Genomic DNA, 18144 nt, shown 5'->3' on the forward strand with positions numbered 1-18144 from the left:
GCTCCCCCGTGGGAGTCCGGGGACGGGCCCTCGACGGTTCAGGGCCGGTCGGCCGGGGTGCCGCCGGGGGTGGTTCCGGTGAGGGTCTTCCCGGTGACCACCCGGCCGTCCTCGACCAGCACGCCGGCCGGCGGCTGCTTGGGCCAGAGCGAGTAGCAGCCGGCCACGATCACGTTGACCACGGCGGCGATGCCCAGCTTGAGGTACCACTGGAGGAAGGTGCCGAAGTGGGCGGAGCCCGCGGAGAGCGGGACGAGCAGGGTGATCAGGCTCAGCGTGACGGCGGCGGACACGACGGTCCGGCCGGCGATCTGCCACTCGTACCTGGTCCGCTCGGGCCCGTACTTGGGCGAGGGCAGCGGCTTGGGGCCGCCGGCGAAGCGGTACAGGAAGTGCCGGTCGGCCCAGCGGACCAGCGAGGGGCCGTAGCCGATCGAGAAGCCCGCGTAGCTCGCGGCCAGGGCGTGCGTCCAGCTCGCGGTGGAGCCGCCGCGCAGGTCGAGGACGGTGAGGGCGTAGAGGGTGAGGTCCACCAGCGGCAGACCGACCAGCAGCGCGGTGCTGGTGCGGCGCCACCGGAGCAGGTAGCGGGTGGCGAGGCCGAGGCCGAGCAGGATCCAGAAGGAGATCTCGGCCGCGACGATGAGGGTGACGATCACGTTCTGCTCCCGGATGTTTCGGCGGTGCTTCCAGCCTGGTGCGCGGGCGCGCCGCTGTCGTCGTCGCGCGGTGCCGTACCGGCCTGCACCTTTCGATGTAGCGGGCTCCTCCGTGGACCTGAGCCGGGTCGGCCGCCGGGGATGGTGAGATGGGAACGTGCCCCTCCCGTTCCCCGCCCTCTCCCCGCGCCGGCAGGACCAGCTGATCGCCCTCTGCGGGCTGCTCGGCGGTTCGGTGCTGATCGTCTTCAAGGTGTACGACCGGGCCGACCGGCTGCCGCTGTGGGCGGTGGTGCTGCCGCTGCTGGTGCTGGCGGGGCTGGAGCTGGTGCGCCGGACCAGGCCGGTGCTCGCGGTGTCGCTCGGCGGGCTGGCCTTCGCGGGCAGCCTGTTCGCCGGGAGCCTGCTGGCGACGCTGATCATGTACACCGACCTGCTGTACGCGGCGGTGATCTACGGCACCCCGCGGGTGTCCCGGGTGCTGCACCTGAGCGGCGGGGCCACCGTGCTGGCGCTCTCCACCCTCGCGGCGATCTACGGCGGGACGTCCGGCGCGCTGCTGGTGGTGGTGGTCAGTTCGCTGGTCTTCCTGGCCCCGGTGTGGACCGGGGACGTGGTGCGCAAGCACCGGGAGGAGGCGGAGACCGAGCGGCTGCGGGCGGAACAGACCGCGCTGCTCTCGGAGATGGACCGGCGCGAGGCGATCGGCGCCGAACGGGCCCGAATGGCAAGGGAGTTGCACGACGTGGTGGCCAACCACCTGTCGGCGATCGCGATCCACGCCACCGGCGCGCAGTCGGTGGCCCGGCGCCGGAGCCTGCCCGAGGACGATCCGCTGGTCGAGGTGCTGGCGGTGATCCGGGAGAACAGCGTCCAGGGATTGGCCGAAATGCGACGCATGATCGGGCTGCTCCGGGACAGCGGCGGGGGAGAGGTGGACGAGTCCTACGCGGCGCCCGACCTGGCCGCGGTGGACGCCCTGCTGGCCAAGGCCCGGGCGGCCGGCCAGGACGTCGGGCTGGACTTCGAGCTGTCCGAGCACGGCGAGCGGGGCGACCTGCCGGTGCCGGTCGGGCTGGCCGCGTACCGGATCGTCCAGGAGTCGCTGACCAACGCGCTCAAGCACGCCGGGCCCGGACTGGTCAGCCTGCGGCTGGAGTTCGCGCCCGAGGAGCTGCGGATCGCCGTCGACAGTCCGTACCGGGGCGGGCCGGGCCGCGGGCTGCCCGGCGCCCGGGCGGGACTGGTGGGCATGGCGGAGCGGGCCGGGCTGCTCGGCGGCAGCTTCGAGGCCGGGCCGCGGGACGGGTACTGGAGTGTGCGCGCGGTGCTGCCGCGCGCCCAGGGGAACGAGGGGCGGGCATGACGATCCGGGTACTGGTGGCCGAGGACCAGGCGGCGGTGCGGGCGGCGCTGGTGATGATCCTGCGCGCCGAGCCGGGGTTCGAGGTGGTCGGGCAGGCCGCCGACGGCGAGGAGGCCGTCCGGCTGGCGCTGGAGCTGCGGCCGGACGTGGTGCTGATGGACGTGCAGATGCCCCGGCTGGACGGCGTCTCGGCGACCCGCGAGGTGGTCGCCGCCGGGGCCGGGCAGGTGCTCGTGCTGACCACCTTCGACCTGGACGAGTACGTCTACGGCGCGCTGCGGGCCGGCGCGTCCGGCTTCCTGCTCAAGGACCTGGAGGCGGACACCCTGATCGAGGGCATCCGCACGGTGGCGCGCGGGGACGGCATGCTGGCGCCCTCGGTGACCAAGCGTCTGATCGGTGCCTTCGCCCGCCCCGAGCGGACGGTCGGACCGGAGGCCCGGGCCGCGGTGGGGGCGCTGACCGGCCGCGAGCGGGAGGTGCTGGCCTGCATCGGCTCCGGGATGTCCAACGGGGAGATCGCGGCCCGGCTGGAGATGGCGGAGGCGACCACCAAGACGCACGTCAGCCGCATCCTGGCGAAGCTGCGGCTGCGCAGCCGGGTGCAGGCGGCGATCCTGGCCCAGGACCTCGGACTGACCATCTGATCACCTTCCTGTCGCCCTCCTGTCGCCTTCTTGGGCAACCGACCAGGTCGGTTGCAGATCACACTCCCGATTGCTATTGCGCGGGGGATCCGGGCATTAGAGTCCCGGAAATGAGCGATGCGGCTCTCCGGCGGCGACCCCTGCCCTGAGCCGCCTTCAGGGCCCGCCCGCAGGGCGGCGACGGCATCGGGAGACCCAGCCATGAGCAATGCGTCCAGCAAGCAGATCGCCGTGATCGGTGCCGGCCTGATGGGCGCCGGCATCGCCCAGGTGTCCGCGCAGGCCGGCCACCCGGTGGTGCTGCGGGACGTCACCGAGGAGGCGCTCCAGCGGGGCCTGGCGGGCATCCGCGCCTCGTACGAGAAGTTCGTCGCCAAGGGCAGGCTGAGCGCCGAGGACGCCGAGGCCGCGCTGGGCCGGATCACCACCACCACCGACCTGGGCGCCGTCGCCGAGGCCGACATCGTGGTCGAGGCCGTGTTCGAGAAGCTGGAGGTCAAGGAGGGCGTCTTCCGCGAGCTCGACAAGCTCGCCAAGGACGGCGCCGTGCTGGCCTCCAACACCTCCGCCATCCCGATCACCCGGATCGCCGCCGCCACGGAGCGCCCGGAGTCGGTCGTCGGCGTCCACTTCTTCTCGCCGGTCCCGATGATGAAGCTGGTCGAGCTGGTCCGCGGCTACAAGACCAGCGACGAGACGCTGGCCACCGTCCGCGCCTACGCCGAGGGCGTCGGCAAGGAGGTCGTGGTGGTCAACCGCGACGTGGCCGGCTTCGTGACCACCCGCCTGATCACCGCGCTGGTCGTCGAGGCCGCCAGCCTGTACGAGTCGGGCGTGGCCACCGCCGAGGACATCGACACCGCCTGCCGGCTCGGTTTCGGCCACGCGATGGGCCCGCTCCAGACCGCCGACCTGACCGGCGTGGACATCCTGTTGCACGCCGCCCGCAACATCTACGACGAGACCCAGGACGAGAAGTTCGCCGCGCCGGAGATCATGGCCCGCATGGTCACCGCCGGTGACCTGGGACGCAAGAGCGGCCGCGGCTTCTACCCGTACGAGGGCAAGTGAGCCCGCGGGGCTGAACGACCGGCGGGCCGTGCGATCGGAGCATCGTACGGCCCGCTCCGCCGGGTCGGGTGAGTTTCCTCACGCAGCGTGCCGCAGACGGGTGATTTGGGCGGTAATCGAGCGTAGGTGTGGGGCCGACCTGCGTATATTCCCTCGGACGGGTGAAGTTGCTTCAGATCTGGCCGGAACCAGCAACCTGCGGAGCCGGTTCACCGTCAGATGAGGGAACCCGGCATTCCGCCCGGGGCCGGGTGAGGGGCTGCGGCCCGCCCGGACACACCCCCCGCTCCCGTACCCGGCATGGCCGGGTCGGACCCGCCCCGCACCAGGCCGTCCAGGCGAAGGAGGAGAGCATGCGCATCACCGGCGACCACACGGCGCTGGCCATCGAAGGCCGCCTCGACGTGCGCACCGCCGCCGACGCGAGGGTCCGGTTGCACCAGGCGGTGGACGGCGGCCTCGGCGACCTCGTGCTCGACCTCGCCCGGCTGGAGTTCTGGGACGCCACCGGGCTCGGCGTCATCATGGGCACCCACCGGCGGGCCGGCCGGAGCGGCCGCCGGCTGGTGCTGCGCTCCGTCCCGGCCCAGCTCCAGCGGCTGCTGGTGGCCACCAAGCTGCACCGCATCCTGGCCGTCGACGGCGCCGCGGGTGTCGCCGAGGCGCACGGGGTCGCGCTCTAAACCCGGTTGCTCCGCGCGCCGGACCGCACGCCCGCGTACGTCCGACCCCGCCCGCGCAACGCCCCTGGCCAGCGCCGCCGACCGGCCGTCCGCCACGGACCGCTCTGCACGGTCGGGGCCGGATGTGCAAGAGTCTGCCCGTCAGAAGACGGCCGCCGGGGCTGCCTCCAGCCCGGCCGCGGCCGCGAGCGGGACGTCAGCCGGGCGGCGCGGGGCGCCGACGGCCGAGCACGATGCGGAGCAGAACGTGTCACAGCCAACCGGTGAGTTCCGGCAGGAGGCCGTCCGCACCCGTGGCGGTGAACTGGTCTCCGGCGGCCTGCTGGTGGGCGTCGGCGCACCGGACGGCTCCGAGGCCAGGACCTGTCCCGAGGAGTGGCGTCCGCGTCCGCGCCGGATCGGACGCAGCGAGCCCGCCCGCGGTCCGGTCGGCGGCGTCGGCCGCGCGGTCGGCCCGCTCGCGCTCGGCGCCGGGCCCGCCGACCTGCCGATGCTGGACCGCGAGGTCGACGTGGTCGAACTGCTCGGCCTGCTCTCCGAGGGCCGCTCGATACGCCTGGTCGGCCAGGCCGGCTCGGGCCGCAGCGCGCTGCTGTCGGCCGTCGCCGAGGCCGCCGCCGACCTCGCCCCCGGGGGAGTGGTGCAGCTCTGCGGCCACCGCCGGACCCTCCCCGACCTGCTCCAGGACCTCTTCGCGGCCACCCACCACGCCCCCGGCTACCGCCCCGACCCCGGGCAGCTGGCCGCCCACCTCGCCGAGGTCGGCGCGATCGTGGTGATCGACTCCGCCGAGCCCGCGGGCGCCGAGCTGGAGCAGCTGCTCGCCGCCGCCCCCGGCTGCGCCTTCCTGATCTCCGCCGCCCCGGACGGCCCGCCGCTGCCGGCCGGCTCCCGGCTCCAGGACCACCTGGTGGCCGGGCTCTCCCGCTCCGCCTGTCTCGCCCTCACCGCCCGGCTGGCCGGTCGGCCGCTGGACGTCGACGAGAAGGCCTGGGCGGTGGACCTCTGGTTCGAGTCCGAGGGCCTGCCGCTGCGCTTCGTCCAGGCCGCCGCCCTGCTGCGCCAGCGGGACGTCGCGGTGGACGCGCTGGTCGCCGCCGAGGACGACCGGATGGACGTCTTCGGGGCCGTCGACGGGCCCGTCCATGACCCGGACCCGGCGATCCGGGAGGACGCGCTGCGCCGCACCGTCCCGCTGCCCTCGGTGGCGGAGACCGCCTCGCCCGCGGTCCGGCTCGCCGAGGGGCTGAGCGAGCCCGCGCAGGCCGTGCTGCGGCTCGCCGTCGCGCTCGGCGGCGAGTGCCCCACCGCGCCGCACCTGCCGGCGCTGATCGACGTCGGGCAGGGCGAGGCCGCGCTCGCCGAACTCGCCGACGCCGGACTGGCGGTGTCCATCGGCGGGCACCACCGGCTGACCGCCGGCGCGCAGGACCTGCTCGCCCCGCACTGGCCGGCCCGCGGCTGCGTCGACGGTGCCGCCCAGCACTTCGCCTGGTGGGTCGGGCACAGCTCGGTGACGCTGGAACAGATCGCCGCCGAGGCCGAGGTGATGATCGGGGTGTTGCTCGCCGACCGCACCGCCGGGCGGCACGACGCGGTGGTCCGGCTCGCCCGTGCGGCGGCGCCCGCACTGGCGCTGTCGCTGCGCTGGGGCGCCTGGGAGCGGGTGCTCCAGCTCGGCCTGGAGGCGGCCCGCCAGAGCGGTTCGGCGGTCGACCAGGCCTGGTTCCACCACGAGGCGGGCGTGCACGCGATCTGCCTCCAGCAGCCCTCCCGGGCCATCGCCGAACTGGAGACCGCGCTCACCCTGCGGGCCACCGCGGGCGACCAGCGCGGGGTGGCCGCCGCCGGCCGGATGCTCGACCTGCTGCGCGCCGAGGGCCGGCAGCTGCCGGCCGCCGCGCCCGCCGCGGCGGCGCCCGGCCGAGCCCCGGTGATCCGCAAGATCGCGGCCCGGGTGCCGGCCCGCCTGAAGTCCAGCAGGCGGCGGCGGGCGGCCGTGGTCTCCACGGCGGTGCTGACCCTGGGGGTGCTCGGCACGGCGGTGGCGATGAGCTTCAGCGGGCCGGACGAGGTCAAGGGGAAGGACCCGTACACCGGCCGGGTGGACGGCGGCGGCGACACCCGGGAGGCGCCGCTCCCGCAGCCCTCCGGCAGCACCGGGCCGGGGACGGCCGGTGCCGGGCCGGGCAGCCCGGCGGGGCAGGGGAGCGGCCCGCAGCCGTCCACGAGCGGCAGCGCCTCGCACGCGTCGAGCGCCTCGCCGACCAGGCGGCCGAGCTCCTCGCCGGGGGCGGGCGAGTCGCAGGCCCCGCAGCAGTCGCAGCCGCCCGCACCGGGCCAGTCGCAGCCGCCGGTCCAGCCGCCGGGTCAGTCGCCGCCGCCCCAGCAGACGGGGCAGCCGTCGCAGCCGCCGACGACGAGCCACAGCCCGTCGTCCCCGGCGTCCACCCCGAGCTCGCCGCCGGCCACGTCCGGGTCGCCGACGGCCCCGAGCGGGACGGCGAGCGCGTCGCCGTCCTGAGCGGTCAGAACAGCTTGAGCTTGTCGTCGTCGATGCCGCGCAGCTCGTCGTAGTCCAGCACCACGCAGCCGATGCCGCGGTCGGTGGCCAGCACGCGGGCCTGCGGCTTGATCTCCTGCGCGGCGAAGACGCCCTTGACCGGGGCCAGCAGCGGGTCCCGGTTGAGGAGTTCGAGGTAGCGGGTGAGCTGTTCGACGCCGTCGATCTCGCCGCGGCGCTTGATCTCGACGGCCACCGTGGCGCCGTCGGAGTCGCGGCAGAGGATGTCGACCGGGCCGATCGCGGTGGGGTACTCGCGGCGGATCAGCGACCAGCCGGCACCGAGCACCTCCATCCGGTCCGCGAGCAGCTCCTGGAGGTGTGCCTCCACGCCGTCCTTGATCAGGCCCGGGTCGACCCCGAGCTCGTGGGACGAGTCGTGCAGCACCTCCTCCAGCGTGATGATGAGCTTCTCGCCGGCCTTGTTCTCCACCGTCCAGACCCCGTCGGCCTCCTTGAGGACGCACGGCGGGGACATCCAGTTGAGCGGCTTGTAGGCGCGGTCGTCGGCGTGGATGCTGACGCTGCCGTCGGCCTTGACCAGGATCAGCCTGGTGGCGGAGGGCAGATGGGCGGAGAGCCGACCGGCATAGTCGACTGAGCAGCGGGCAATTACGAGACGCACGGTCGACCACGCTAGCCCACCGGGGCCAGTTGATGCGATTCCGCGACGGCTGGGTGAAGAAAGCGCGAACCCGGCCAACATTGAGGTCCTGCGGTCCGGCTACCGCCCGTCGAGGCCTGGCGCCCCCACCCTCGGGTCGCTACGGTGTGTGACGACACGCTCGCGGGATCGCTGTCAACGGGGATGGAGACTTCAGATGAACGATCCGACGGGATCCGGCCAATCTGGTGCACCGCACTGTGTTTCCGAAGCAATCCACAGGAATGACGGGCCCGCCGCGCCGTTGACTGCCACGCTGTTGTGAGCGCGTTCGGTGTCCGGGACGTCACGTCCCGTGGCGCCGCCGCCGTCGCGAAGGCGCCGGAAACCCCTGTCCCTCGGTGTTCCGGACGCCCCATGCGAAACCGCCACCCTCACTGTGAGCTTGACCTACGCACGACCACCCGGGCGCCGCGCGGGTGGACCGCGAGAGGAGAATCCATGTCGCTCGACGTCTCACCGGCCCTGCTGGAGAAGGCCGAGCGGGGCGAGGTCGACGAGCGGGAATTCGTCGACTGCGTCCGCGTCTCGCTGCCGTACGCCTGGGACCTGATCAGCTCGCTGGTCGCCCAGGCGAAGGTCGACGGCACCGACTTCGCCGACAACCAGGTGCCACCGCCCAGCGAGCAGGCCCGTGGCCAGCTGCTGCGCGCCCTTGCCAGCGACGCCATCCGGGGCGCCCTGCAGCGCCACTTCGGGGTCCGGCTGGCGTTCCAGAACTGTCACCGGGTCGCGGTGTTCCTGCCGTCGGAGGCCAACGCGGCGCGGTACGACCGCTTCACCTCGGTCCGGGAGCAGCTGCTCAACCAGTCCGAGGAGCTGCGGGACTGCTGATCGCCTTCCCGCGGTGCCGCGGCGCCGGCCGCCCCGTTCCCCGGTGCGGGGGGAGGGGCGGCGGCCCGGGCCCGTGACCCGTACGGGCTCAGCCCAGCTGCGGCAGCACCTCGGAGCCGAGCCGGGCGATGTTGTGCAGGGTCGCCTCCTGGTCGCCGCTGCCCTCGGCGAGCAGGGCGAAGCGCCGGATGCCGGTGCGTTCGGCGGTGGCCAGCAGCCGGTCGGCGCACTGCCGCGGGGTGCCCACCGCGTGCAGGTCGCAGAGCAGTTCGGTGTACTGGCGCGGGTCGCGCATCCTGCGCTCGCGGCCGTCCACGGTGCGGTGGGCGCCGAGCCCGTACTCGAACCAGCCGGGCATCGCGTTCAGCAGCGTGGAGCGGGCCGCCGCGGCGCGGTCGTCGACCTGGGCCACCCCGGCCGCGACGTGCCGGCGGCCGACCCGGCGCAGCTGCTCCTCGCCGCGCCCGGCGGCCAGCCAGGCGGACCGGTACAGCTCCAGCATCCGCAGCTTGTCGTCGTCCCCGGAGTGCATGCCGAGCAGCATCGGCAGGCCGCGTTCGGCGGCCATCCGCACCCCGCCCGGCGAGGTGCAGGCGACCACCACGGGCGGGCCGGACACCGGCCGCCCGGTGGCGGTGAGCTCCTCGCCGAGGCCCCCGCCGTCCCGGCGCTGGCGCGGGAAGCGCACCGGGCCGGACCGCTGGCCCAGGCCGAGCCAGCTGCTCAGGCCGGGCCGCCGCACCGGCTCGGTGGCCCGCGGCACCACCGCGACCTCGGGGAAGGCGAACTGCGGGCCGTCCGCGCCCACCCGGGAGCCGCGCAGCCAGCGCAGCAGCAGGTCCAGCCGCTCCGGGAAGCCGTTCTCGAAGGCGTCCACGCCGCCGCCGAACACGTCCAGGTCGATCCACGGGCCGCCGCGGCCCACCCCGAGCGTGAACCGCCCGCCGGAGGTGAGGTGCAGCAGTGCGGCCTGCTCGCCCAGCCCCACCGGGTGGCGGTTGGAGAGCACGCTGACCGCCGTGCCGACGCCGATCCGGCGGGTGCGGCCGAGCAGCAGCCCGGCCAGCGTGGCGGCGTCCGGGCACACCCCGTACGGCACGAAGTGGTGCTCGGCCAGCCAGACGCTGTCCAGGCCCGCGCGTTCGGCCTCGACGGCGGAGTGGACGGTGCGCTCCAGCGCCTCGCCGTGGCTCTGCCCGGGGAACTGCGCGGACAGCAGGAACAGGCCGACCCGCACCGGACCGGTGGACGGCGGCAGCGCGCCGGCCCACTGGGTGGCCGGCAGCGGCTCGCCCGCGACGGCCGTCACCGGGGGGACGGAGGTCAGCGTCGGGCCGGGGGCGGGCGACCGGACCCCGACGGGCGGGCCGCTCTCGGCTCGGGCGCTGGTCTTGCTCATCGTGGGGCCTCCTCGGGTGCGCGCAGGGTCTGCGGGCCCCGCCTTCTCCCCCTGTGGGTATCGGATGTCATGTGCCAATGGCACGCCGAACCCCGAATTTCCCCGATGATCGGGTGGATCTCGGCAAAAACGCCGAAGTGCCGGACGGAGCCGTGGTAGTGGCCGTACGGGGCTCCGACCGGCCGTAGGCTGGAACGACCCAGAGCCCAGCAGGAGAGGGAGTCCGCCGTGTCGCCGCGCCGCAACCGGATCAAGAGCGCCGCCCCCCGCGAGAGCGCGGAACCGGCCGCCCCGCTCGGCGGTTCGCTGCGCCGCACCGAGAGCTACCAGGGCGACGACTGGGTGGTCCAGACGGTCGCCGGGACGGCGGGGCGGTTCTACCGCTGCCCGGGCTGCGACCAGGAGATCCCGCCGGGGACGGGCCACGTGGTGGCCTGGCCGATGCACGGCGCGGGGGTGGACGACCGGCGGCACTGGCACCGCGCCTGCTGGGGAGCGCGGGAGCGCCGGGCCTCCAACCTCCTGCGGGGCCGCGGCGCTCCGCGGTACTGACGGCCGGGCCGCCGGGACGGCTACGCGTCGCGCTTCTTGAGCACCAGCGCGCCGCCGACCAGCGCCGCCGCCGTCCAGGCGAGGCAGATCAGGAAGCCGGTCCACGGCCCGTACGGCTGGCCGTGCTGCTCGTACACCAGCAGCATCCGGGAGCCCGCGTAGTCGGGGAAGTAGTGGGCCAGGGTCTTGACCTTCGGCACCGCCGAGAGGATCGGCGAGAGCAGGAAGAAGAACGGCACCAGCACGCCGAGCGCGAGCGTCTGGTTGTGCAGCATCGTGGTGACGCCCGCCGAGAACAGGCAGAGCATCGTCAGGTACAGCGCGGCCCCGAACACCGCCCGCAGCACGTTCGGTTCGCCGATCGTGGTGGAGTGCGGGCCGAGCAGCGCCTGGCCGGCGAAGAAGGTGGCGAAGGCCGTCACCAGCGAGACCGCGAGGGCCAGCGCGCCGAGCACCACCGCCTTGCCGGTGAGCAGGGTGCCGCGCTGCGGGACGGCGGCCAGGGTGACCCGGACCATGCCGCTGCTGTACTCGTTGCCGATCGCCAGCACCCCGAAGACGATGATCGCCAGCTCGCCGAGCATGATGCCGGAGAAGGACGTCCCGGTGGCGTCGAACGGGGACTGGTCGCCCCGGCGGAACTCGGCGAAGTTGTTGTTGGTGAGCAGGGACAGCAGCGCGCCGATGCCGACCGTGACGACGAAGGTCAGCGCGAGCGTCCAGACCGTCGAGCGGACGCTGCGGATCTTCGTCCACTCGGAGCGCAGGACCGCGGGGAAGGACGCCATCTCAGTTCTCCTCCTGCCGTGCCGTGGTGTTCTGCGGGGCACCGTCCGCCTTCCAGCCGGCGCCCCACTCGGTGGGCGCGCCGGCCGCGTCCAGGCCCGGGCCGTCGCCCGCGTGGTACTCCACCGAGTCGGCCGTCATCTGCATGAAGGCCTCCTCCAGCGAGGCCTGCTGCGGGCTGAGTTCGTGCAGCACCACGCCGTGGCCGGCGAACAGCTCGCCGAGCCGGGCGATGTCCCCGTCGACCACCTCGTAGGAGCCGTCCGGGCCGGGTTCGTGCCGCAGGCCGGCCCGGGCCAGCACGTCGAGCAGCCGCTCGGGCTCCGGGCCGCGCAGCCGTACGGCGGAGCGGGAGTTGCGCCGGATGAACTCCGGCATCGGCAGGTCGGCGAGCAGCCGGCCCCGGCCGATGACCACCAGGTGGTCGGCGGTGACGGCCATCTCGCTCATCAGGTGGGAGGAGACGAAGACCGTCCGGCCCTCGCCGGCGAGGCGCTTCATCAGGTTGCGGATCCAGAGGATGCCCTCCGGGTCCAGGCCGTTGACCGGTTCGTCGAACATGACGATCTCCGGGTCGCCGAGCAGCGCGGAGGCGATGCCCAGGCGCTGGCCCATGCCGAGCGAGAAGCCGCGGGCCCGCTTGCGGGCCACCGGGGTGAGGCCGACCAGGGCGAGCACCTCGTCCACCCGGCGCTCGGGGATGCGGTTGCTCTGGGCGAGCCAGAGCAGGTGGTCGCGGGCGGTGCGGCCGGGGTGGACGGCCTTGGCCTCCAGCAGCGCGCCGATGTACTTGAGCGGCTCGCTGAGCTGGCCGTAGCGCCTGCCGTCGATGGTGACCCGGCCGGAGGTCGGGCGGTCGAGGTCGAGGATCATGCGCATGGTGGTGGACTTGCCGGCGCCGTTGGGGCCGAGGAAGCCGGTCACCACGCCCTGGGGGACCTGGAAGCTGAGGCGGTCCACCGCGAGGGTCTTGCCGTAACGTTTTGTCAGGTCGTGCAACTCGATCATTCGCGCTCCCTCAGGTCTTTGTCAGGCTAGGACAAAGGGGATATCGCGGCCCGCTGAGTGGGCCCGCCGGGCGTGCCGGAATAGGTTGGGAGCATGACCCAGCTCCCAACCGCAGTGTCGGTCCGCGAGAGCGGTACCGGAACACCACTCCTGCTGCTGCACGCCTTTCCTCTGAACGCCTCGATGTGGTCGTCCCAGCTGGACGCGCTGCCCGGCCTGACCGGGGACGAAGCGCGGGTGCTCGCCCCCGACCAGCGGGGTTTCGGCGGCACCGGGCTGGGCGACGACGAGCCCTCGCTGGACCTGGTCGCGGACGACCTCGCGCTGCTGCTGGACGCCGCCGGAATCGAACGCGCGGTGGTCGCCGGGCTCTCCATGGGCGGCTACGCGGCGCTGGCCCTCGCCCGCCGCCACCCCGACCGGCTGTCCGGCCTGCTGCTCGCCAACACCCGGGCCACCGCCGACACCGACGCGGCCCGGGCCAACCGGGAGCGGGTGGCCGCCGCCGTCACCGCGCGGGACAGCGTGCGGCTGCTGCTGGACGAGCGGGTCGCGGCCGGGCAGCTCGGGCCGGACTCGCAGCACCTGGTGGAGCGGGTGGAGGCGATGGTCGCCGCCGCTTCGCCGGCCGCCGTCGCCTGGGCCCAGCGGGCCATGGCGGCCCGCCCGGACTCCCTGGACGTGCTGGCCGGCCTGCCGGTGCCGGTCGCGATCGTGGCGGGCGCCGAGGACGCCCTGGTGGCGCCGGAGGAGGCCGAGGCGATGCTGCGGGCCCGGCCGGACGCCGAGCTGACCGTCCTGCCCCGGGTGGGCCACCTGAGCGCCCTGGAGGCGCCCGAGGCCTTCGACGCCGTCGTGCGCGGCCTGCTCGCCCGGGTGGCCGCCGGATGAGCCAGGAGAGCCAGGACGCGGCGGCCTGGGACTTCTCGGCGCTGGAGGTGAGCGGCCGGATGCCGGTGACCAACCGGGGCGAGGGGCTGGTCGAGCTGACCCTGGAACCGCTCGGCGAGGACTACTGGATGCGCCCGGGGGAGACCTTCATCGTCACCTCGTACGGCGACTACGGGCCCGGGCACCCCTTCGAGGTGCAGTACTGGCCGGACTCGGTGTCGGTCTGGTGCACCTCCTGGTTCGGCACCGTCTCGGACGACGAGGGCAACCAGCTCAGCAGCGGGTACCAGCGGCCGGACGGCGCCTACCCCCGCTAGCGCCCCTTCGTCAAGCCGCGCCGGAGGCGATGACGGCGCGGCAAGCCGACAGGCCCTCACCCGGGCGGGTGAGGGCCTGCGGTGCGGCCGGGCCGGTGTGCGTCAGCGCGACTGCTGGGCGGGCACGCCCAGGGTGTCGTCGGTCGGCAGCGAGGCGGCGGCCACGGCCGCGCCGGTCAGCGTCGCCAGCATCTCGCGGACGTTGGTCAGCTGGGCGTTGATGCTGTCGCGGCGGTTGGTGAGCGCCGCCAGCTCGCGCTCGGATTCGCTGCGGATGCGGTCGGCCTTGGCGTTGGCGTCGGCCACGATGTCCTCGGACTGGCGCTGGGCCGTCTCGACGGTCTGGCGGGCGCGGCGCTCGGCGTCGGTGCGCAGCTTCTCGGCCTCCAGGCGCAGCTGCTCGGCCCGGTGCTCGATCTCGGCCAGGCGCTTCTCGGCCTTGGCCTGACGGGCGGCCAGGTCGCGCTCGGACTGCTCGCGGCGCTTGGCCAGGTTGGTCTCGAACTCCAGCGCGGCCTGGGCGGCCTTGGTGCGGGTGTCCTCGAAGAGGGCGTCCGCCTCCTCGCGCTTGTTCTGGGCGTCCTTGTTGGCCTCGGCGCGCAGCTGGGCGGCGTCGCTCTTGGACTTGTCGACGATCCGCAGCCCCTCGTCCTCCGCCTTGGCCTTGCGGTCCTTGGCGTAGTTCTCGGCCTCGGTGCGGACCTGCTGGGCGGCGGCCTCGGCGAGCTCGCGGTGCTGCTCGGCGGCGCGGTGCGCCTCGTCGCGCAGGTCCTTGGCCTCCTCCTCGGCGAGTCGCAGGATCTTCTCGACCCGGGCGCCGAGACCGGCGTACGAGGGCTCCGCCTCGGTGACCGCCGCCTGGGCGGACTGGGTCTCGAGGTGAAGCTCCTCGATGCGCTTCTCCAGCGCGCTGATCCGGGTCAAGGCACTGTCACGGTCGGCCACCAGCTTGGTGATCCGCTCGTCGACCTGGGCACGCTCGTACCCACGGCGCACCAGGTCGAAGCCGTGAGGGGAGTGACTGTCGCTCATGGGGTTCTGGGCTTCCTGTCGTCAAACCGCTGAGGTGGTTGAGGGAATCCTGACACGGTACCGGAGTGTCGACGGCGTTATGCCGTTCTCTCACGGACAATGACCGCCAATGTCCGCTCAATCGGGTGGTGAGCTCTTGGAGCGATTGCCACCCGACCGGGGGGAGCCAACTCCGGCACCGGCCTTGGCACCCCCGTCCTTCTTGGTGTTGCTTCCCCCGTTGGCCTGGGCGACCGGTGACGGTGCCTCGAACGCCTCCAGGGCGGACAGCACGTCCTGGACCCTGGAGATCTCGGTGTTGATGTCCTTGCGGCGGCGCACCAGTTCGTCCAGCTCGCGCCGGCCCTCGTCGGTGACCCGCTTCGCCTCGGCCTTCGCCTCGGCGAGCAGCCGCTCGGCCTCCGCCTTCGCCAGCTCGACCTGCTCGTCCGCGGCCTCGTCGGCGTCCCGCAGCCGCTTCTCCGCCTCGGTGGAGGCCCGGTCCAGCCGCTCCTCGGCCTCCGCCTCGGACGACCGGAGCTTGGCCTCGGCCTTCTCGATGAGCGACTCGGCGCGGCCGGTGGAGTTGGCGAGCTTGGTCTCCGCCTCCTTCAGCAGGCCCTCGGCCTTGCGGACGGCGGACAGCCGGACCTTGCTGGCCTCCGCGGAGGCCTCCGAGGTCAGCTCGGCCGCCCGGTCCTCGGCCGCCGCGACCAGGGCCGCCGCGCGGTCCTCGGCCTCGGCGACGGTGGCCACCGCCTGCTCCTCGGCCTCGGTCAGCTGCTCCTGGGCGGCCGTCACCAGCGCGTCCACCCGCTCGCCGGCCGACTTCATGGCCGCCGCGTTCTCCTTGCGGGCGCGCTCGTGCAGGGCCTCGACCTCGGCGTCGGTGCGCTCGCGCAGCTCCTCGGCGCGCTCGCGGATCGCGGTCGCGTCCCGGCGGGCCTCGGCGAGCAGGGCGTCCGCGTCGGAGCGGCCCTTCTCGACCTCGGCCTGACCGGCCGCCTCGCCGGCGGCGACCAGCCGGTCGGCCTCCTTGCGGGCGGCCGCGACCATGGCGTCCGCCTGCTCCTCGGCGGCGGCGGTGGTCGCCAGCGCGGTGGTCTGGGCGTCCTCGCCGAGCGCCTCGGCGTCCGCGAAGGCCTTCTCCAGGACGGACTTGGCCTGCTCGCGGGTGGCCTTGTCGAACTGCTCGGCGGCCTCCCGGGTCTCCGCGTCGTAGGCGTCGGCGCGCGAGTGGGTGGCGGAGTCGTAGTCGTCGGCCAGGGTGCGGGTCGCGAGGGCGTACTCGTCGGCCTCGGCGCGCAGGGCCGCGGCCAGCTCCTCGGCGTCGGCGATGCTCCGGGCGCCCTGGGCCTCGGCCTCGGCCACCGTACGGGCGGCCTGCGCCTCCGCGTCGGCGCGCAGCTGCTCGGCGGCCTCCTGGGCGGCCCGCAGCTCGGCCTCGGCCTCCGCGCGCAGCTGCCCGTCGTAGGCCCGGGCCTCGGCGCGCTGCCGGCCGAGCTCGTTCTCGACGGCCTCCCGCTCGGCGGCCAGCTCCAGCTCGGTCTGCTCGCGCAGGGCGGTGGTCTCGGCCTCGGTGCGGGCCCGCAGGTCGGCGGTCTCGCGGTCGACGAGCTCGCGCTGCTCGGCGCTCTCCCGCTCGACCAGGCCGCGCAGCTCGGCGGCGTACGCGTCGGCGGACTCGCGCTGCTCGGTGCTCTCCCGCTCGGCCAGCTCCCGCTGCTCGGTGGTCTCGTACTCGGCGAGGGCGCGCAGCTCGGTGGCGTCCTGTTCGGCGGCCTCGCGGAGCTCGGTGGCCTCCTGCTCGGCGGCCTCGCGGAGCGCGGCGATCTGTTCGGCGGCGGCCTCGTGCATACCGGCCACCGACTGGCGGACCTCGGCGGCCTCGTCCTCGGCGGCGGCCACCAGCTCGGCGCCCTCGGCCTTGGCGGCGGCGATCAGCTCGGCGCGGTCGGCCCTGGCCTGCTCCAGCTCGGCGGTGGCCTCGGCGCGGATGCCGTCGGCGGTGGCACGGGCCTCGGACAGCTCGCGGCCGGCCTCGGCCCGGACGGTCGAGGCCTGCTCGTTGGCCAGGGCCAGTTCGGCGGCGGCCTTCTCGCGGGTGGCCTTGGCGTCCTTGGCGGCCTCGGCGCGGCGCTGCTCGGCGGTGGCCTCGGCGCGCTCCAGTGCCTCGTCGGCGGCGGCGCGCTGCTCGGCGGTGTGGGCGTCGGCCTGCTCGTGGGCCTCGGCGGCGTACGCGTCGGCCTGCTCGCGGACCTCGGCGGCGTACCCGTCGGCGGCGGTGTGCTGCTCGGCGGCGTACGCGTCGGAGGCTTCACGGACCTCGGCGCTGTACCGGTCGGCGGCCTCGCGGACCTCGGCGCTGTGCTTCTCGGCCGCCTCGCGGACCTCGGCGGTCTCCGCCGCGGTGCGCTTGGTGAGGTCGGTGGCGTGCTGTTCGGCCTCGGTGCGGACCCGGTCGGCGTGGGCCTCGGCGGCCTCGCGCTGCTGGGTGGTCTCCTGCTGGGCCAGGGCCCGCAGTTCCCCGGCGGCCTGTTCGGCCTCGGCCCTGGTCTCCGCGGCGTAGGCGTCGGCGGCGGTGTGCTGCTCCGTGGCGTACGTGTCGGCGGCGGTGTGCTGCTCGGTGACGTACGTGTCGGCCGCGGTGCGCTGCTCGTCGGCGTAGGCGTCGGCCGCCTCGCGGACCTCGACGCTGTGCCGGTCGGCGGCCTCGCGGACCTCGGCGCTGTGCTTCTCGGCCGCCTCGCGGACCTCGGCGGTCTCCGCCGCGGTGCGCTCGGTGAGGTCGCCGGCGTGCTGTTCGGCCTCGGTGCGGACCCGGTCGGCGTAGGCCTCGGCGGCCTCGCGCTGCTGGGTGGTCTCCTGCTGGGCGAGCGCCCGCAGTTCCCCGGCGGCCTGTTCGGCCTCGGCCCTGGTCGCCGCGGCGGCCAGCTCGGCCTGCTCACGGGCGGCCTCGGCCGCGTCCAGGTGCTCGGAGGTCTCCTCGCGCTCGCGCCGCAGACCGTCGGCGGCCTCCTCGCGTTCGCGCCGGCTCTCCTCGCGCAGCGCGTTCGCGGCCGCCTCGGCCTCGGCCCGGGCGCGGGCGGCCTCGGTGTCGGCCTCGGTGCGCACCCGCTCGGCGTCGGCCACCGCGGCGTCCCGGACGGCGTTCGCCTCGGCCTGCGCCTCGGTGGTCAGGGCCTCCGCTGCGGCGGTCGCCTCGGCGCGCACCCGCTGGTCGAACTCGGTTGCGTCGCGCCGGAGTTCGGCGGTCTCGCGCTCGGCGGCGGACCGGTTCTCGGCGGCCGCGGCCTTGGCGGCGGCGAGCGCGTCCTGGCCCTGCTGCTCGGCGGCGTCGGTGATCTTCCCGGCCTCGGCCCGGGCCCGGGTCAGGGTCTGCTCGGCCCGGCCCTGGGTCTCGGCGGCCTGCTCCTGGGCCTGCTCGCGCAGCCGCTCGATCTCCGCGGCGGCACCCGCGCGCAGCTCGTCCGCGTCGGCCTTGGCCTTGGTGAGCAGCTCCTCGGCGTTCTTCGCCGACTCCTCGATCTGGCCCACGGCCTGGCGGCGGGCCTCGCCGCGCACCCGGTCGGCCTCGGCGGCGGCCTGGGCGCGCAGCTCCTCGGCCTCGGCCCGCAGCCGGGCCGCCTCGTCCTGCATCTGCTCGATCCGCTCGCGGATCGCGGCGGCGTCGTCCAGGGCGGCGTTCTGGGC

The 18144-nt window shown here is 74.7% G+C and carries 16 protein-coding genes; 9 read left to right on the forward strand and 7 right to left on the reverse strand.

The features are described from left to right. Window positions 1–38: 38 nt before the first annotated feature. The gene (locus ACFU6K_RS08265; RefSeq protein ID WP_380661650.1) at window positions 39–659 is read right to left on the reverse strand and encodes a hypothetical protein; all 621 of its coding nucleotides are present in this window, start codon (window positions 657–659) and stop codon (window positions 39–41) included. Between the two features lie 157 nt (window positions 660–816). On the opposite strand from ACFU6K_RS08265, the gene ACFU6K_RS08270 reads away from it, so the two are divergent. The 5 genes from ACFU6K_RS08270 (at window position 817) to ACFU6K_RS08290 (ending at window position 6950) form a co-directional block, all read left to right on the forward strand. Continuing rightward, window positions 817–2025: a sensor histidine kinase gene (locus ACFU6K_RS08270; RefSeq protein ID WP_380661652.1), complete on the forward strand. Its 1209-nt coding sequence runs from the start codon at window positions 817–819 to the stop codon at window positions 2023–2025. Beyond that, window positions 2022–2672, forward strand: a complete 651-nt coding sequence (locus ACFU6K_RS08275) for a response regulator (protein ID WP_380661653.1) — start codon at window positions 2022–2024, stop codon at window positions 2670–2672. Before ACFU6K_RS08270 ends, ACFU6K_RS08275 begins: the two co-directional genes overlap by 4 nt. A 201-nt stretch (window positions 2673–2873) precedes the next feature. Beyond that, window positions 2874–3743 carry a 3-hydroxyacyl-CoA dehydrogenase family protein gene (locus ACFU6K_RS08280; protein ID WP_380661656.1) on the forward strand — a complete coding sequence of 290 codons (870 nt, stop codon included), beginning with the start codon at window positions 2874–2876 and terminating at the stop codon, window positions 3741–3743. A gap of 353 nt (window positions 3744–4096) precedes the next feature. Further along, window positions 4097–4426 (forward strand): STAS domain-containing protein, encoded by a 330-nt coding sequence (locus ACFU6K_RS08285; protein WP_380661658.1) that lies wholly within the window; start codon window positions 4097–4099, stop codon window positions 4424–4426. A gap of 247 nt (window positions 4427–4673) precedes the next feature. Further along, a complete protein-coding gene (locus tag ACFU6K_RS08290) occupies window positions 4674–6950 on the forward strand; it encodes an ATP-binding protein (protein ID WP_380661660.1) in 2277 nt (758 codons plus the stop codon). A 4-nt stretch (window positions 6951–6954) separates the two neighbouring features. Here the strand turns inward: ACFU6K_RS08290 and nucS are convergent, their stop codons facing one another. Then, window positions 6955–7614, reverse strand: coding sequence for an endonuclease NucS (gene nucS / locus ACFU6K_RS08295; RefSeq protein ID WP_355252708.1), 660 nt, complete (start codon window positions 7612–7614; stop codon window positions 6955–6957). A gap of 480 nt (window positions 7615–8094) precedes the next feature. Between nucS and ACFU6K_RS08300 the strand changes: the two genes are divergently transcribed. Next, window positions 8095–8487: an SCO5389 family protein gene (locus ACFU6K_RS08300; protein WP_030282024.1), complete on the forward strand. Its 393-nt coding sequence runs from the start codon at window positions 8095–8097 to the stop codon at window positions 8485–8487. An 88-nt stretch (window positions 8488–8575) separates the two neighbouring features. Here the strand turns inward: ACFU6K_RS08300 and ACFU6K_RS08305 are convergent, their stop codons facing one another. After that, window positions 8576–9724, reverse strand: a complete 1149-nt coding sequence (locus tag ACFU6K_RS08305) for an LLM class flavin-dependent oxidoreductase (protein WP_380661670.1) — start codon at window positions 9722–9724, stop codon at window positions 8576–8578. A 390-nt stretch (window positions 9725–10114) separates the two neighbouring features. Here ACFU6K_RS08305 and ACFU6K_RS08310 point away from each other — a divergent pair, with 390 nt between their 5' ends. Next, window positions 10115–10438, forward strand: a complete 324-nt coding sequence (locus tag ACFU6K_RS08310) for an ATP/GTP-binding protein (RefSeq protein ID WP_380661661.1) — start codon at window positions 10115–10117, stop codon at window positions 10436–10438. Between the two features lie 20 nt (window positions 10439–10458). Here ACFU6K_RS08310 and ACFU6K_RS08315 read toward each other — a convergent pair whose 3' ends face one another. Further along, the gene (locus tag ACFU6K_RS08315; RefSeq protein WP_380661663.1) at window positions 10459–11226 is read right to left on the reverse strand and encodes an ABC transporter permease subunit; all 768 of its coding nucleotides are present in this window, start codon (window positions 11224–11226) and stop codon (window positions 10459–10461) included. A gap of 1 nt (window position 11227) precedes the next feature. Beyond that, window positions 11228–12232, reverse strand: a complete 1005-nt coding sequence (locus ACFU6K_RS08320) for an ABC transporter ATP-binding protein (protein ID WP_380661665.1) — start codon at window positions 12230–12232, stop codon at window positions 11228–11230. 93 nt (window positions 12233–12325) lie between these two features. On the opposite strand from ACFU6K_RS08320, the gene ACFU6K_RS08325 reads away from it, so the two are divergent. Both ACFU6K_RS08325 and ACFU6K_RS08330 read left to right on the forward strand, forming a co-directional pair. Beyond that, complete coding sequence (locus ACFU6K_RS08325) at window positions 12326–13123, forward strand: alpha/beta fold hydrolase (protein WP_380661667.1); 798 nt, start codon at window positions 12326–12328, stop codon at window positions 13121–13123. Beyond that, on the forward strand, window positions 13120–13440 hold the full coding sequence (locus ACFU6K_RS08330) for a hypothetical protein (protein ID WP_049655736.1): 321 nt from the start codon (window positions 13120–13122) through the stop codon (window positions 13438–13440). Before ACFU6K_RS08325 ends, ACFU6K_RS08330 begins: the two co-directional genes overlap by 4 nt. 102 nt (window positions 13441–13542) lie before the next feature. Here ACFU6K_RS08330 and ACFU6K_RS08335 read toward each other — a convergent pair whose 3' ends face one another. Further along, on the reverse strand, window positions 13543–14472 hold the full coding sequence (locus ACFU6K_RS08335) for a cellulose-binding protein (RefSeq protein ID WP_049655735.1): 930 nt from the start codon (window positions 14470–14472) through the stop codon (window positions 13543–13545). Between the two features lie 117 nt (window positions 14473–14589). Next, the coding region (locus ACFU6K_RS08340) for a hypothetical protein (RefSeq protein ID WP_380661669.1) at window positions 14590–18144 on the reverse strand (3555 nt) is incomplete at its 5' end.

Origin of the sequence: Kitasatospora sp. NPDC057512, assembly GCF_042802135.1 — a bacterium.
GTDB lineage: Bacteria > Actinomycetota > Actinomycetes > Streptomycetales > Streptomycetaceae > Kitasatospora.